This window comes from Streptomyces ovatisporus (assembly GCF_042653885.1).
GTDB classification, from domain to species: Bacteria; Actinomycetota; Actinomycetes; order Streptomycetales; family Streptomycetaceae; genus Streptomyces; species Streptomyces ovatisporus.
This window is the reverse complement of sequence record NZ_JBHSFH010000002.1, coordinates 91383-107348: the sequence shown is the minus strand read 5'-3', so window position 1 is coordinate 107348 and position 15966 is coordinate 91383. Positions and strand designations below refer to the sequence as shown.

13 protein-coding genes are annotated in these 15966 nt (G+C 70.2%); 5 read left to right on the top strand and 8 right to left on the bottom strand.

Annotated elements, in window-relative coordinates; genetic code table 11:
* Nucleotides 1-242 precede the first annotated feature (242 nt).
* Nucleotides 243-2234, bottom strand: a complete 1992-nt coding sequence (locus ACFPA8_RS00770) for a serine/threonine-protein kinase (protein ID WP_386440630.1) — start codon at nt 2232-2234, stop codon at nt 243-245.
* Nucleotides 2235-2359: 125 nt separating this feature from the next.
* Nucleotides 2360-4066 carry a glycerol-3-phosphate dehydrogenase/oxidase gene (locus tag ACFPA8_RS00765; RefSeq protein WP_386440627.1) on the bottom strand — a complete coding sequence of 569 codons (1707 nt, stop codon included), beginning with the start codon at nt 4064-4066 and terminating at the stop codon, nt 2360-2362.
* Nucleotides 4067-4336: 270 nt separating this feature from the next.
* Between ACFPA8_RS00765 and ACFPA8_RS00760 the strand changes: the two genes are divergently transcribed.
* Nucleotides 4337-5611, top strand: a complete 1275-nt coding sequence (locus ACFPA8_RS00760) for a nucleotide sugar dehydrogenase (RefSeq protein ID WP_386440624.1) — start codon at nt 4337-4339, stop codon at nt 5609-5611.
* Nucleotides 5612-5644: 33 nt separating this feature from the next.
* Here the strand turns inward: ACFPA8_RS00760 and ACFPA8_RS00755 are convergent, their stop codons facing one another.
* From ACFPA8_RS00755 to ACFPA8_RS00740, 4 genes are all read right to left on the bottom strand, one after another.
* Nucleotides 5645-6754 (bottom strand): GuaB3 family IMP dehydrogenase-related protein, encoded by a 1110-nt coding sequence (locus ACFPA8_RS00755; RefSeq protein WP_386440621.1) that lies wholly within the window; start codon nt 6752-6754, stop codon nt 5645-5647.
* Between the two features lie 86 nt (nt 6755-6840).
* A complete protein-coding gene (gene guaB, locus ACFPA8_RS00750) occupies nt 6841-8358 on the bottom strand; it encodes an IMP dehydrogenase (protein WP_386440618.1) in 1518 nt (505 codons plus the stop codon).
* Between the two features lie 57 nt (nt 8359-8415).
* Nucleotides 8416-9000: a sigma-70 family RNA polymerase sigma factor gene (locus ACFPA8_RS00745; RefSeq protein WP_045867075.1), complete on the bottom strand. Its 585-nt coding sequence runs from the start codon at nt 8998-9000 to the stop codon at nt 8416-8418.
* Nucleotides 9001-9273: 273 nt separating this feature from the next.
* The gene (locus ACFPA8_RS00740) at nt 9274-9885 is read right to left on the bottom strand and encodes a response regulator transcription factor (RefSeq protein WP_003948568.1); all 612 of its coding nucleotides are present in this window, start codon (nt 9883-9885) and stop codon (nt 9274-9276) included.
* Between the two features lie 371 nt (nt 9886-10256).
* On the opposite strand from ACFPA8_RS00740, the gene ACFPA8_RS00735 reads away from it, so the two are divergent.
* The 3 genes from ACFPA8_RS00735 (at nt 10257) to ACFPA8_RS00725 (ending at nt 12246) form a co-directional block, all read left to right on the top strand.
* The gene (locus ACFPA8_RS00735) at nt 10257-10565 is read left to right on the top strand and encodes a WhiB family transcriptional regulator (RefSeq protein WP_386440615.1); all 309 of its coding nucleotides are present in this window, start codon (nt 10257-10259) and stop codon (nt 10563-10565) included.
* Nucleotides 10566-10792: 227 nt separating this feature from the next.
* Nucleotides 10793-11452: an MOSC domain-containing protein gene (locus tag ACFPA8_RS00730; RefSeq protein WP_386440612.1), complete on the top strand. Its 660-nt coding sequence runs from the start codon at nt 10793-10795 to the stop codon at nt 11450-11452.
* A gap of 20 nt (nt 11453-11472) precedes the next feature.
* Nucleotides 11473-12246 carry an SDR family NAD(P)-dependent oxidoreductase gene (locus tag ACFPA8_RS00725; RefSeq protein ID WP_386440609.1) on the top strand — a complete coding sequence of 258 codons (774 nt, stop codon included), beginning with the start codon at nt 11473-11475 and terminating at the stop codon, nt 12244-12246.
* Nucleotides 12247-12409: 163 nt separating this feature from the next.
* On the opposite strand, the gene groL is transcribed toward ACFPA8_RS00725, so the two are convergent.
* Nucleotides 12410-14038 carry a chaperonin GroEL gene (gene groL / locus ACFPA8_RS00720; RefSeq protein WP_386440607.1) on the bottom strand — a complete coding sequence of 543 codons (1629 nt, stop codon included), beginning with the start codon at nt 14036-14038 and terminating at the stop codon, nt 12410-12412.
* A 111-nt stretch (nt 14039-14149) separates the two neighbouring features.
* Nucleotides 14150-14458 carry a co-chaperone GroES gene (gene groES / locus ACFPA8_RS00715; protein ID WP_028431119.1) on the bottom strand — a complete coding sequence of 103 codons (309 nt, stop codon included), beginning with the start codon at nt 14456-14458 and terminating at the stop codon, nt 14150-14152.
* Between the two features lie 251 nt (nt 14459-14709).
* Here groES and ACFPA8_RS00710 point away from each other — a divergent pair, with 251 nt between their 5' ends.
* Complete coding sequence (locus ACFPA8_RS00710; RefSeq protein ID WP_386440604.1) at nt 14710-15939, top strand: THUMP-like domain-containing protein; 1230 nt, start codon at nt 14710-14712, stop codon at nt 15937-15939.
* The last annotated feature ends 27 nt before the right edge of the window (nt 15940-15966 follow it).

The following is a 15966-nucleotide window of genomic DNA, read 5'->3' as shown; positions in this document are numbered from 1 at the left end:
ACACCTCCCCACAACGCGCGAGACCGCCGATTCCCCACTGCATCCGCATCTTTGCGGACGGACACCGGTCTGCGGCCATTCACGATACGTGCCTGTGCTGTCCGGCGCGGCCGGTCCGGGAACCTGCCGGTGCCCGGACGGAGGCGCCTCCCGGTGAGACCGGGCGGGACCGCTCCGCGGCTTCGCCTGCCCGAAGCCGCCTCTCTCCCAACGTCCCCCGAAACGTGCCGGGGGAACCGCTGTCAGTCGAGCGGCTTGAAGGTCTCGAATGCCGTCTCGCGCAGAGTCCGGCACTCCTCGTCGTCCCACTTGTCGGCCCTGCAGGTGATCATTATTGCGAAGCCGTGTGAACTGTCGGCCTTGAAGCCGCGGTTGAGGACCCGCACCCTCTTGCCGTCCTCATCGCGCTCGAACTGCCAGTCGGCGACGCTCGGGTAGTCCCGCCAGCTCACTTCCTTTATGCCCTTCAGCTTGTAGCCGCTGCTGCTGCTCACAGCGGGCTCCAGGGAACGCCAGGTGGCGGCGGCGTCCGACTTGGGGCTGCCGCTGTAGTCGACCTGGAGCTTGGGCAGACCGCCGTCGGAGTATTTCGCCCCGGAGTTGGCGCCGGCGATGCCGACGCGCTCGAAGTCCTTGGGCATGGCGATGCTGAAGTGGAAGCGCTTGTTGGTGACTTGCTCGTAGTCGTCCGGCAGCGAGCCGCCGTCTTCGCCGGGTTCCTCGTCGTCCCCCTCTTCACCGGAGGACGCACCGGGGTCGGGTGACGGCGCGGTCTCCTTCTCGCCCTCGCCCTTGCCGTCCTTCTTCGCGCCGGAGTCCGTCTTGTCCTTCGCACCCTCGCCGGAGCCGCCCGAAGCAGCGGCGTCCTTGCCGGACTTGCCTCCCTCGCCGCCGCCCCCCGCGTCGACGAGGAGAACGGCCACCAGCGCCAGTACGGCCACGAGGGCGGCGGCCGCGATGCCCAGCGTCCTGCGCGGATACCTGTTCGCGAGCGCGGCGAACGTGGTGGTGCCGCCGCTGCCCGGACCCGCGCCCGCACCTGCCGCGGCCGGTGCGGCCTTCCCGGTCCCCGTCAGGTCGCCGCCGGCCCGTCCCGCATCGGTGGCGTCGGCGGCGGGTGAAGCCGACGGCTCATCGGCAGTCACGCCTGCGGTTCCGGCGGCGGCCGCCGCGCCTGCCGCGGCCGCGCCCCCCGCAGCGGCAGGCTTCGCGCTCCTGCGCTTGTCCGCCTTCTTCTTGGCGGTGCTCTTGGCGGTGCTCTTCGCGGCGCGCCCACCGGCACCGGGTTCCGCGCCGTCGGCCTTGTCCGCGCTGCCGGTCTTGTCGTTCTCCCCGGCACCGTCCGGCGTGGCCGGCAGCACCGCCGTCGACCCGCCGCCGCTGCGGTCCGGGGCCGCGTCCGCACCGCCCGCTCCCGTCGCCACGGGCTGCAGCAGCGCCCGCGCACCAGCGACGTCGAGCCGCTTCTCCGGGTCCTTCGTGAGCAGCCCGAAGATCACTTCTTCCAGCTCACCGGCCTGTTTCGGCGGCGGCACGGGCTCCGTCATCACCGCTGTCAGAGTCGATATGGCCGACCCCTTGTCGTACGGAGGGTGCCCCTCGACCGCCGCGTACAGCAGCGCCCCCAGCGACCACAGGTCGGCCGGCGGACCCGGCGGCTTGCCGCGGGCCCGCTCGGGCGAGATGTAGGACGGGGCTCCCACCAGCATCCCCGTCGACGTCACCGACGGGTCGCCCTCGACCTTGGCGATACCGAAGTCGGTGAGCACGACACGGTCCGTGACGTCCTCCAGCAGGACGTTCGAGGGCTTCACGTCACGGTGCAGGACGCCTTCACGGTGGGCGGCGCGCAGCACGTCGAGGACGGCCAGTCCGACCTCGGCGGCGCGCTGAGGCGTCAGCGGTCCGTCCTTGCGGATGTGGTCGGCGAGCGAACTGCCCTCGACCAGTTCCATGACGATCCAGGGCCGGTCGTCCTCGTCCACGACGTCGAAGACCGTCACCGCGCTGCCGCTGCGGATCCGGGCGATCGCCTTCGCCTCGCGGAGCGTCCGGGTGATCAGCCGCTGCTTCTCGTCCTCCTCGACGCTGGAGGGGAAGCGCAGTTCCTTCACCGCCACGGAACGGCCGAGGGTCTCGTCCTCGCCGCGCCACACGGTGCCCATGCCGCCACGCCCGAGGACTCCCCCGAGCCGATAGCGCCCTCCTACCAGCCGCCCCGCGTCCTCGCTCATGAATCCCCTAGTGTCCCTCTGCGACGGGCCCGCCCCAGCCCAACTCCCATTGTGAACCATCGACCTGACACTTCGGGTACGGGGGCGGCACAGGTACTGCACACCGTCTCACGCTTGCAGCTGTCTCATACGGGCGCGATGTCCGGGGCTCCCAACCGGGCCGCGTCCGCCGTCAGATCGTCCGGCTGACGCTGCGATTCGCGCTCGGCCTCGACCCGCTTCTCGTAGTACTCCACCTCGCGGTCGATCTGGTCGGCGTCCCAGCCGAGCACTCCCGCCATGAGCTCCGCGCACTCGCGCGCACTGCGCGTGCCCCTGTCGAAGGTCTCGATGGAGATGCGGGTACGCCGTGTCAGCACGTCGTCGATGTGCCGCGCGCCCTCGTGCGAACAGGCGTAGACGATCTCCGCCTTGAGGTAGTCGTCGGCGGCGGGCAGCGGCTCACCCAACTTCGGGTTCTCCGCGATGAGTTCGAACAGCTCCTCCGTCAACACGCCGTAGCGGTTGAGGAGGTGCTCGACCCGCGCCACGTGCAGGCCGGTGCGCGCGGCGAGGCGCGCCCGTGCGTTCCACAGCGCGTGATAGCCCTCGGCACCGACCAGCGGCACCTCTTCGGTCACGCACTCCGCGACCCGGTGGTCCAGCCCGTGCACCGCCTCGTCCACGGCGTCCTTGGCCATCACCCGGTACGTCGTGTACTTGCCGCCCGCGACCACCACCATGCCCGGCACCGGGTGGGCGACCGTGTGCTCCCGCGAGAGCTTGCTCGTCGCCTCCGACTCACCGGCCAGCAGCGGACGCAGCCCCGCGTAGACGCCCTCGACGTCGTTGCGACCGAGCGGCACCGCCAGCACCGAGTTGACGTGGTCGAGCAGGTAGTCGATGTCGGCGCTGGACGCCGCCGGATGCCGCTTGTCCAGGTCCCAGCCGGTGTCGGTGGTGCCGATGATCCAGTGCCGGCCCCACGGGATGACGAAGAGCACGCTCTTCTCGGTGCGCAGGATCAGCCCGCTCTGCGAGTGGATCCGGTCCTTCGGCACGACGAGGTGGATGCCCTTGGACGCGCGTACGTGGAACATCCCGCGCTCGGCGATCAGGCTCTGCGTGTCGTCCGTCCACACACCGGTGGAGTTGACGATCTGGCGCGCCCGCACTTCGTACTCGCCGCCCTGCTCCAGGTCCTCGATCCGCGCTCCGACCACGCGCTCGCCCTCGCGCAGGAAGCCGACGACCCGCGCCCGGTTCGCGGTGTGCGCCCCGTAAGCGGCGGCGGTGCGCACGACTGTGGCGACGTACCGCGCGTCGTCGACCTGTGCGTCGTAGTACTGCAGAGCGCCGACCAGCGCGTCCTTGCGCAATGCCGGTGCCACGCGCAGCGCGTGACGGCGGGAGAGGTGCCGGTGGGTGGGCAGCCCCCGCCCGTGCCCCGACGAGACGGACATCGCGTCGTACATGGCCACGCCCGCCCCCGCGTAGAGACGCTCCCAGCCCTTGTGCTGAAGGGGGTAGAGGAACGGCACGGGCTTCACCAGATGCGGCGCGATCCGCTGCAGCAGCAGTCCCCGCTCCTTCAGCGCCTCGCGCACGAGGGTGAAGTCCAGCATCTCCAGGTAGCGCAGCCCGCCGTGGATCAGCTTGCTGGAGCGGCTCGACGTGCCGGACGCCCAGTCGTTCGCCTCGACGATCCCCGTGGACAGACCGCGCGTGACGGCGTCCAGCGCCGTGCCCGCTCCCACGATCCCGCCCCCGATGACCAGCACGTCGAGTTCGCGTTCGGACATCTGTGCCAGCGCTTGCGCACGCTGCTCCGGTCCCAGTGTCGCCGTCCTCACCGCTGCCTCCTGTGGGTCATGCGTCGCGCGTCCGTGGTGATGTCAGAACGTAGGCAGTGTTCCCATGCCGATGGTCCTCCAATTCCATGACTTCGGCGGTGCCGCACGGCCTCGCTCAGCGGGTAATCCCAGATATCCGTCATATTGCCGATTAACTTGCTATAGCGCTGCGCCGTGCTCACAAGCACCGCTGACAGCGACCTCCGGGGCCGTCCTCGGAATGCCACACGTGAGGCCGGTGCAACGGGAGCGAGGGGAGCAAGGGAGAGGATGTCTGCCGCGAAACCCGCAGATCTCGCCGTCCTCGGACTGGGCCATTCGGGTCTTCCCGTGGCGCAGGCCGCCGTCGCGGCAGGCGTCGCCACCCTCGGCTACGACCCGGACGAGCAGACGGTCGCCGACCTCAACGCGGCCCGTCCTCCCGCGGACGGCACCCTCACCGCCGCCGAACTGCGCCGCATGATCTCGCGCGGTTTCCGGGCCACCACGGACCCCACCGTCCTCAGCCGCGTCCGTACGGCGCTGATCTGCGCGCCCACCTCGCTCGGGCCGGACCGCGCGCTGAATCTGACGGCCGTGCGCACTGCTGCTCACACGCTCGCCTCCCAGCTGCGTCCCCGCACGACGGTGGTACTCGAGTCCGCGGTGTACCCGGGCAGCACGGAGGAAATCCTCCGCCCGCTGCTCGAAGAGGGCTCGGGGCTGCACGCAGGACGTGACTTCCATCTCGCCTACTCCCCCGCCCGCATCGACCCGGGCAGCCGGCACCACGGATACGCCAACACCCCGAAGGTCATCGGCGGCCTCACCCCCGCGTGCACCGAAGCGGCAGCCGCCTTCTACGGACGCCTCGCCGACAAGGTCGTACGCGCCCGCGGCCCGCGCGAAGCCGAGGCGGCGCAGCTCCTGGAGACGAACTTCCGCCAGGTCAACATCGCCCTCGTGAACGAGATGGCGGTCTTCTGCCACGACATCGGCGTCGACCTGTGGGACGTCATCCGGTGCGCGGAGACAAAGCCGTTCGGCTTCCAGGCGTTCCGGCCGGGCCCGGGCGTCGGCGGCCACAGCGTCTCCATCGACCCCAACTACCTTGCCTACCGCAGCCGTTCGCTCGGCTACCCGCTGCGCATGGTCGAACTCGCGCAGGAGGTCAACGCGCGCATGCCGCGCTACGTCTGCCAGCGGGCCGCCGCGCTGCTCAACGAACACGGCAAGTCGGCGCGCGGCGCCCGCGTGCTGCTGCTCGGCGTCACGTACAAGCCCGACGTGCCCGACCAGGAGGGCGCGCCCGCCCGCGAAGTCGCGCTCCTGCTCAAGCAGTTGGGCGCGCGGGTGAGTTACCACGACCCGTACGTCATGCAGTGGCAGGTCGCGGACCAGCCGGTGCCACGCGCGGACTCGCTGTACGAGACGGCGGCGCAGGCCGACCTGACGGTGCTCCTCCAGCACCACAGCACGTACGACCTGCAAGGGCTGGCCTCGAAAGCTCAACTGCTGTTCGACACCAGGGGCGCGAGCCCCACGGGCGCCGCACACCGGCTGTGAAGGGGTAACGGCCGGCGCCCGGCGCAGCGGTCGTCAGCGTGTGACGGTGACCTCGACGCGCTGGAACTCCTTCAGCTCCGAGTAGCCCGTCGTCGCCATCGCACGGCGCAGCGCTCCGAAGAAGTTCATCGAGCCGTCCGGGGTGTGCGACGGCCCGAGCAGGATCTCCTCCGTCGTGCCGGCCGCACCGAGGTCCATGCGCTTCCCGCGCGGCACGTCCTCGTGCACGGCCTCCATGCCCCAGTGGTGCCCGCGTCCGGGGGCGTCGGTGGCCCGCGCCAGCGGCGAGCCCATCATCACAGCGTCCGCCCCGCAGGCCACGGCCTTGGGCAGGTCGCCGGACCAGCCGACGCCGCCGTCAGCGATGACGTGGACGTACCGGCCGCCGGACTCGTCGAGGTAGTCACGGCGGGCAGCCGCCACGTCCGCCACCGCTGTCGCCATCGGCACCTGGATGCCCAGCACGTTCCGCGTGGTGTGCGCGGCACCGCCGCCGAAGCCCACCAGCACGCCGGCGGCGCCCGTGCGCATCAGATGCAGCGCCGCCGTGTACGTGGCACAACCGCCCACGATCACGGGCACGTCCAGCTCGTAGATGAACTGCTTGAGGTTGAGAGGCTCCGCCGCCGAGGAGACGTGCTCGGCGGAGACCGTCGTACCGCGGATGACGAAGAGGTCGACGCCGGCATCGACAACGGCCTTGGAGAACTGGACAGTTCGCTGCGGGGAGAGCGCCGCGGCAGTCACCACACCAGCGGCGCGCACCTCCCTGATCCGCTCGCCGATCAGCTCTTCCTTGACCGGCTCCGCGTAGATCTCCTGCATCCGGCGGTTCGCCGTGTGCTCGTCCAGCTCGGCGATCTCCGCGAGCAGCGGCTCAGGGTCCTCGTAACGCGTCCACAGACCTTCGAGGTTGAGGACGCCGAGGCCGCCGAGCTCGCCGATGCGGATCGCGGTGGCGGGGGAGACGACCGAGTCCATCGGGGCCGCCATGAAAGGCAGTTCGAAGCGGTAGGCGTCGATCTGCCAGGCGATCGAGACCTCCTTCGGGTCGCGCGTGCGGCGGCTCGGCACCACGGCGATGTCGTCGAAGGCGTACGCCCGCCGTCCGCGCTTGCCGCGCCCGATCTCGATCTCAGTCACCTGTGAAGCCCTTCTCGCCCTGCGCGCCGGTCTGCCGTCCCAGTATCACCGACCGGCACCTGGCACCGGCCGGGAGGGGGCGGGGCTCAGCGCCTCGAATAGTTCGGCGCTTCGGTCGTCATCTGCACGTCGTGCGGGTGGCTCTCCTTCAGACCCGCCGAGGTGATGCGTACGAACTGGCCGCGCGCCTTCAGCTCCGGCACGCTCCGCCCGCCGACGTAGAACATCGACTGCTTGAGGCCGCCGACCAGTTGGTGCACGACCGCACCCAGCGGGCCCCGGTAGGGAACCTGACCCTCGACGCCCTCGGGGATGAGCTTGTCGTCCCCGCTGACCTCCTCCTGGAAGTAGCGGTCCTTGGAGTACGACTTCGTCTCGCCCCGCGACTGCATGGCGCCGAGCGACCCCATGCCCCGGTACGACTTGAACTGCTTGCCGTTGATGAACAGCAGCTCGCCCGGCGACTCCTCGCAGCCCGCCAGCAGAGAGCCGAGCATCACAGTGTCTGCACCCGCGACCAGCGCCTTGGCGATGTCGCCGCTGTACTGCAGGCCGCCGTCGCCGATGACCGGGACACCGGCCTCCTTGGCCGCGAGGGACGCCTCGTAGATCGCCGTGACCTGCGGGACGCCGATGCCGGCCACGACCCGCGTCGTGCAGATCGAGCCAGGTCCGACGCCGACCTTGATGCCGTCGACCCCCGCGTCGATCAGCGTCTGCGCCCCTTCGCGGGTGGCGACGTTGCCGCCGACGACGTCGACCGACGAGTTCGACTTGATCTTGGCGACCATGTCGCCGACGAGCCGCGAATGACCGTGCGCCGTGTCTACGACGACGAAGTCCACGCCCGCCTCGACGAGCGCCTGCGCCCGCTCGTACGCGTCACCCGCGACGCCCACCGCGGCACCTACGACGAGCCGGCCCTCTCCGTCCTTGGCTGCCTGCGGGTACTGCTCGGCCTTCACGAAGTCCTTGACGGTGATGAGCCCCTTGAGCACACCCGCGTCGTCGACCAGCGGCAGCTTCTCGATCTTGTGCCGGCGCAGCAGCTCCATCGCCTCGTTGCGCGAGATGCCGACCTTGCCGGTGACCAGCGGCATCGGCGTCATGACCTCGCGCACCTGCCGCTCGCGGTCGGCCTCGAAGGCCATGTCGCGATTGGTGACGATGCCGAGCAGCTTCCCCGACGCGTCGGTCACGGGCACGCCGCTGATGCGGAACCTGCCGCACAGCACGTCCGCGTCGCCCAGGGTCGCGTCCGGACGGATCGTGATCGGGTCGGTGACCATGCCGGACTCGGAGCGCTTGACCCGGTCCACCTGCGCGGCCTGGTCCTCGACGGAGAGGTTGCGGTGGAGCACGCCGACGCCGCCCTGACGGGCCATGGCGATGGCCATCCGCGCCTCGGTCACCTTGTCCATGGCCGCGGAGAGCAGCGGTACGTTCACCTTGACGTTGCGCGAGACGTACGAAGCGGTGTCGATCTCACCGGGAGCCATGTCCGACTCACCGGGCAGCAGCAGCACGTCGTCGTATGTCAGCCCGAGCATCGCGAATTTGGCAGGCACCCCGGCCCCGGCTCCGACTCCGTCGTTGGCTGTCATGACACCTTTCCCATGCTTGCCGCCCCGGACTGAACGTCCATGCTAAACGGCCCGGGACTACTGCTCCGCCAGTGCCCTCAGCCTGCTCAGTGCCCTGTGCTGCGCGACGCGGACGGCACCCGGCGACATCCCGAGCATCTCCCCGGTCTCCTCCGCTGTGAGCCCGACCGCCACCCGGAGCAGGACCAGTTCGCGCTGATGCTGGGGCAGATTGGCGAGCAGCTTCTTGGCCCAGGCGGCGTCGCTGCTCAGCAGCGCGCGCTCCTCGGGGCCCAGCGAATCGTCGGGCTGCTCGGGCATCTCGTCCGAGGGCACCGCCGTGCTGCCAGGACCGCGCATGGCCGCCCGCTGCAGGTCGGCGACCTTGTGCTGGGCGATGGCCACGACGAACGCCTCGAAGGGCTTGCCCGTGTCGCGGTAGCGCGGCAGGGCACAGAGCACGGCGATGCAGACCTCCTGTGCGAGGTCGTCCACAAAGTGGCGAGCGTCGCCCGGAAGCCTGGTCAGCCGCCTCCGGCAGTACCGCAGAGCGAGTGGATGCACCCGGGCGAGAAGGTCGTGTGTGGCCTGCTCGTCCCCCTCGGCCGCACGTCGTACGAGTGCACTCACGACTGCGGTGTCGTCGTGCCCGTCGTCGCGCATCGGTCCATGGTGCACCGGTGCCACGGGTTCAGCCGTACCGCGTCCGTAGTTGTGCACCGAAGCGTTATGAGCAGGGGCAGTGGCCCTCATCTCCCGCGCCCTCCCCTCACGCCTGACCCGTCGGTCCCGAGGAACTCCATACTCCAAGCATGCGGCACGCGCGAGATTACCGAACCGCATACGCCGCCCCGCCCTCCCCCTGAGGCCACCCGATGCCTCGGGCGGCGCGGAGTTCTCCCAGGCGGGGACGGGCGGGCAGTTGGCGGACGTGAGTTATCGAACGAGTCCCCAGCGGAACCCGAGGGCCACGGCGTGAGCGCGGTCCGAGGCGCCGAGCTTCTTGAACAGCCGGCGGGCGTGGGTCTTGACCGTGTCCTCCGAGAGGAACAGCTCACGGCCGATCTCCGCATTGGAACGGCCGTGGCTCATGCCTTCCAGCACCTGGATCTCACGCGCGGTGAGCGTGGGCGCGGCACCCATCTCCGCCGAACGCAGCCGCCGCGGCGCCAGCCGCCAGGTCGGGTCCGCCAGTGCCTGGGTGACCGTGGCCCGCAACTCGGCGCGGGAGGCGTCCTTGTGCAGGTACCCGCGGGCACCTGCCGCCACGGCCAGCGCCACCCCGTCGAGGTCCTCGGCCACCGTCAGCATGATGATGCGGGCGCCGGGGTCGGCGGACAGCAGCCGCCGGACGGTCTCGACTCCGCCAAGGCCGGGCATGCGCACGTCCATGAGGATGAGGTCGGACCGGTCGGCGCCCCAGCGGCGGAGGACTTCCTCGCCGTTGGCCGCCGTCGTCACGCGCTCGACACCGGGCACGGTCGCGACCGCGCGGCGGAGCGCCTCCCGGGCAAGCGGGGAATCGTCACAGACGAGGACGGATGTCATGACCGCCCTCCGCAGCTGATGCGCGTCACCTTGAGCCTCCAGGCTGTTACGAATCGTCACCTGTGCGATCGACGGTCTCGGACATCAGTACCTGAGTCCAGCTCCGCCAACCGCCTCTCCGCACACTCAACGACGGTCACCCAAAAGAGTTACGGGCTTCGGCCACCGCCATCAGCACTCTACGTGATCAGTCGTACACAGTTCACCCGCATCGCGCTGAAGTGTTTCCCCGAGTGGCGTCTTTTACCTTTTGACCTATTTAGCACTACTTAGATCTGCTTGCTGCTTTCTTTCGGCTAGGTTCGCAATGAGTCATATTTGTCTATGAATGGATGGAGCGAGCCTCAAGTACGCCGTCGAGAGGAAGCGCAATGGCAGACTTCTCCCGCCTCCCCGGCCCCAACGCCGATCTGTGGGACTGGCAGCTCCTGGCCGCCTGCCGCGGCGTCGACAGTTCACTCTTCTTCCACCCCGAGGGAGAGCGGGGCGCGGCCCGCAGCGCGCGTGAGGCTTCCGCCAAGGAGGTCTGCATGCGATGCCCTGTCCGTTCGGAGTGCGCGGCTCACGCGCTGGCGGTGCGCGAGCCGTACGGAGTGTGGGGCGGTCTGACCGAGGACGAACGGGAGGAGCTGATGGGCAGGGCCCGGAGCCGGCTCGTGGCCGTGCCGGACCGGACCTGAGCAGAAACGTTTGGACCTCGCCTCTCGCCCGTAGGCTCGCAGCCACCGGACCGGACGGACCGTCCGGTCACCCGCCCCTTCCTCTCGCCGTCCTTCCGCTCGGTCAGTTCCTTCCACCGTCTGCCCCGGCAACTCGCTCCACGTCCCCCGATTGCAGCAGCGGTCCCCTTCCGGCTATGGCTCGAACCCCTCGTGGGCGGTGCACCGGCTCCCGTAGCGTGAGCGCCATGGAGCTTCTGTCGGTCAACGTCGCAAGGCCGCACACCGTCCCGTACACCGATGCGCCGGGAGGCGTCACCGGGATCGACAAACGTCCCGTCGACGGGCGGGTGGAGGTGAGCGAACCGGGCCCCAAAGGCGTCGGAGGCAGCGCCATCGCGGCCGACACCATCGGCGATCTCCGTCACCACGGCGGCAGCGACCAGGCTCTGTACGCCTTCGCGCGTGAGGACCTGGACGGCTGGGGAGCCGAACTGGGCCGCGAGTTCACCAACGGCTCCTTCGGCGAGAACCTCACCACGCGTGGCCTCGACGTCAACGGCGCCCTCGTCGGGGAGCGCTGGCGCATCGGCTCCGAAGTAGTGGTGGAGGTGACCTCGCCGCGCATCCCGTGCCGTACGTTCGCGGGCCGGCTCGAGGAACGCGGCTGGGTGAAGCGCTTCACGGAGAGGGCCGCGCCGGGGGCGTACCTGCGGGTGATCGAGCCGGGGCGGATGGGCGCGGGCGACGAGATCAGCGTGGTGCACCGTCCCGACCACGAAGTGACGGTGGCCTTCCTCTTCCGCGCCCTCACCCTCGAACCGGAGCTGCTGCCCCGGCTGCCGGCCGCGGGCGACGCGCTCCACCCGGAGGCGCGGCGGAAGGCCCTGCGGCGGACGGCGCGCTGAGCGACGGCTAACGTGCCTGCATGACGACTGCGTTGATCACTGGGGCGACCGCCGGGCTCGGCGCCGCGTTCGCCCGGCGCCTCGCACGCGACGGCCACGACCTCGTACTGGTCGCGCGCAACGGGGAACGTCTGCGGGAAGAGGCGGCCGCGCTGCACGACCGGTACGGCGTCGAGGCGTCGGTGACGGTGGCCGACCTCTCGACCGAGGGGGGCATCTCGGCGGTCGAGGAGCGGCTCGCCGACCAGGACCGTCCCGTGGACCTGCTCGTCAACAACGCGGGGTTCGGCAACAAGGACACCTTCCTGAACGTCCCCGTCGAGGACGAGCTGACGATGCTCAAGGTCCACTGCGAGGCGGTGCTGCGGCTGACCTCGGCGGCAGCCGGGAGCATGCGGGCCCGGGGGCGGGGCGGCGTGGTGAACGTCGCGTCGGTGGCGGCCTTCGTGCCGCGCGGGACGTACGGCGCGAGCAAGGCGTGGGTGGTGCAGTTCACGCAGGGGGTCGCGAAGGATCTGGCCGGTTCGGGTGTGCGGCTGATGGCGCTGTGCCCCGGCTTCGTACGTACGGAGTTCCACCAGCGGGCCGGAATGGACGCGGGCAGCGTCCCGGGGTGGATGTGGCTGGACGCCGACAAGGTCGTCGACGCAGCCGTGAAGGATCTGGCCCGCGGCCGCACCCTCTCCATCCCCGACGCCCGGTACAAGGCGCTCATGGGAGCGGCGAACCTGCTGCCCCGCGGCCTGCTCGCCCGCGCGTCCTCCAGCACGGGCCGCCGCTACGGACCGCGCTGAGCCGCGTCGCGCTGAGCCGGACGGCGCGATAGCCCGACGGCCGGCAGGCACACGCTTCGGCGTGCACGGGAGTCACGTGGGGCGTACGCGGAGAGGCCCGGCGGCCCCGGTTCCCCGGGGTGCCGGGCCTCTCGGCTCCCTGCGGGAGCTGAACTGGCGTGCGTCAGTGCGCGTGACCGTGGCCGTGACCGTGGCCCGCGGACTCTTCCTCGTCGGCCGGCTTCTCGATGACGAGCGTCTCGGTCGTCAGCAGCAGCGACGCGATCGAGGCGGCGTTCTCCAGCGCCGAGCGGGTGACCTTGACCGGGTCGATGACGCCGGCCTTGATCAGGTCGCCGTACTCGCCGGTCGCCGCGTTGAAGCCCTGGTGCTTCTCCAGGTCGGCCACCTTCGAGGTGATGACGTAACCCTCGAGACCGGCGTTCTCGGCGATCCAGCGCAGCGGCTCGACCACCGCACGACGCACGACGGCGACACCGGTGGCCTCGTCGTCCACCTTGCCGAGCGAGCCGTCCAGCACCTTCGCGGAGTGCACGAGGCTGGCGCCACCACCTGCGACGATGCCCTCCTCGACCGCGGCGCGGGTCGCGGAGATGGCGTCCTCCAGACGGTGCTTCTTCTCCTTCAGCTCGACCTCGGTCGCGGCACCGACGCGGATGACGCAGACGCCGCCGGCCAGCTTGGCCAGGCGCTCCTGCAGCTTCTCGCGGTCCCAGTCCGAGTCCGTGGCCTCGATCTCGCTCTTGATCTGGGCGACGCGGCCCTGGACGTCCTCGCTCTTGCCGGCACCGTCGACGATCGTCGTGTCGTCCTTGGTGACGGTGACGCGGCGGGCCGAGCCCAGCACGTCGAGACCGGCCTGGTCGAGCTTGAGGCCGACCTCTTCGGCGATCACGGTGGCGCCGGTCAGCGTCGCCATGTCGCCGAGCATCGCCTTGCGGCGGTCACCGAAGCCGGGCGCCTTCACGGCGACGGCGTTGAAGGTGCCGCGGATCTTGTTCACGACGAGGGTGGAGAGCGCCTCGCCCTCGACGTCCTCGGCGATGATCAGCAGCGGCTTCGAGCTGCCGGCCTGCATGATCTTCTCCAGCAGCGGCAGCAGGTCCTGGATGGAGCTGATCTTGCCCTGGTGGATCAGGATGTACGGGTCGTCGAGGACGGCCTCCATACGCTCCTGGTCACTGACCATGTACGGCGAGAGGTAGCCCTTGTCGAAGGCCATGCCCTCGGTGAAGTCGAGCTCCAGGCCGAAGGTCTGGGACTCCTCGACGGTGATGACGCCGTCCTTGCCGACCTTGTCCATCGCCTCGGCGATCAGCTCGCCGACCTGCTTGTCCTGGGCGGACAGAGCCGCGACGGAGGCGATGTCCTCCTTGGAGTCGATCGGGCGGGCGTTGGCGACCAGGTCGTCGGAGACGGCCTTGACCGCGGCGTCGATGCCCTTCTTCAGGGCGGCGGGGGAAGCGCCGGCCGCCACGTTGCGCAGACCCTCGCGGACCAGTGCCTGGGCGAGCACGGTGGCGGTGGTGGTGCCGTCACCAGCGATGTCGTTGGTCTTGGTCGCCACCTCCTTCACCAGCTGCGCGCCGAGGTTCTCGTAGCCGTCCTCGACCTCGACCTCACGGGCGATGGTGACGCCGTCGTTGGTGATGGTCGGGGCGCCGAACTTCTTGTCGATGACGACGTTGCGGCCCTTGGGGCCGATGGTGACCTTGACTGTGTCGGCGAGGGCGTTCACACCACGCTCGAGGGCGCGGCGGGCGTCCTCGTCGAACTTAAGAATCTTCGCCATGGGAGCTGTTGAGTCCTCTCGAACGAACCGCGCCCCGGACCCCCGGTACATCTCGTGGTGATGCGGGAGGGACCGGGGCGCGGATCAGAAGTGTCTTCCGGCTTCGGTGACTTACTTCTCGACGATCGCGAGAACGTCGCGAGCCGAGAGGACGAGGTACTCCTCGCCGCTGTACTTCACCTCAGTGCCGCCGTACTTGCTGTAGAGCACGATGTCGCCGACGTTCACGTCGAGCGGCAGGCGGTCGCCATTCTCGAAACGGCCCGGGCCGACAGCCAGGACCGTGCCCTCCTGGGGCTTCTCCTTGGCGGTGTCCGGAATGACCAGGCCCGAGGCCGTGGTCTCTTCAGCGTCGAGCGGCTGGACCACAATGCGGTCCTCAAGCGGCTTGATGGCAACCTTGCTGGCGGTCGTCACGATCCGACCTCCCCCTTCGGAGATCTCATCACGGGGTCTTATGTCTGGGGTGGCGAGTGTGGTCGATCCGTCGTCGCGGGTGCCGGATCTTCCCGTCGCTTGTAGCTGGCACTCACCAAGGGAGAGTGCCAACGCCGACATTATGCCGCGGTTAGCACTCCGTCAACCAGAGTGCCAGGTGCCCGCGAGCCGCGTGGCGCCGGGAGACCGTCCCCACTGCTCACGGAAGGGTGGCGGGAAGGGAGAATGAGCGGGTGGATCGGGAGGCGTTCGCCGCGCTGCAGGGCGACGAAGGACAGGCGCTGCTCGCGGCGTTGAAGGACTACCGGCCGGAGGACGAACTGGCCGCCGCGACCCGGCTCCGACGCGCTCACCCGCCGGAGCTCGTCTCGGCCGCGCTCGCCCAGGCCCGGCTGCGGCAGCGGGCCGTGGCGAAGTTCGGCGCACAGGACGCGGCACGCATGTACTTCACCCCCGACGGTCTCGAACAGTCGACACGGGCCGGTGTCGCGGCGTACAGGGCCGCGCGTTTCGCCGGCGGGGGTGCGGAGCCGGGCGTGCGTGAACTCGCCGACCTGTGCTGCGGAATCGGCGGTGACGCCATCGCCCTGGCCCGCGCCGGCGTGCGCGTGCTCGCCGTGGACCGCGATCCGCTGACGTGCGACGTGGCACGGGCGAACGCCGCCGCGCTGGGCCTCGCCGACCGCATCGAGGTCCGCTGCCAGGACGTGGGCGACGCCGATGTCTCCGGCTACGACGCCGTCTTCGTCGACCCCGCACGCCGGGGCGGCAGGGGGCGCATCTTCGATCCCGAGGCCTACTCCCCTCCGCTGTCGTGGGCGGTGGAGGTGGCCCGGCGGGTCTCGCGCGCCGCGCTGAAGGTGGCACCCGGCATCCCGCACGAGGCGGTCCCGCACGACGCCGGAGCGGAGTGGATCTCGATGGGAGGCGAGGTGAAGGAGGCGGTGCTCTGGTTCGGGGAGGGAACGGGAGCACCTACGGGCAGTGGGACGGAGATCCCACCCGTACGAGCGACACTGCTGCCCGGCCCGCACACCCTTCCCTCCCGTGGCCTGCCCGATCCGCCGGCGGGACCGGTGGGCAGGTACCTCTACGAGCCCGACGGCGCGGTCGTCCGCGCGCATCTGGTGGCAGAGGTGGCCGAACAGCTCGGAGGCCGCCTCATCGACCCGACGATCGCCTACGTCACCAGCGACGAGGCCCACGTCACGCCGTACGCGACCGGGTACGGGATCACCGATGTCCTGCCGTTCAACTTGAAGCGGCTCCGGGCGCTGCTGCGTGACCGGGGCGTCGGCGTCGCCACCATCAAGAAGCGCGGCTCCGCTGTGGAACCGTCCGAACTGCGCAAGAAGCTCAGGCTGGAGGGGCCGGGCTCGTGCACCGTCTTCCTCACGCGCGTGGCGGGCGCACCCACGATGCTGCTCGGGCACCCGCTGGGAACTCGGGCTCCCGTGGGCTGACTTGCCGCGGCCGCGCTGACGCTCTGC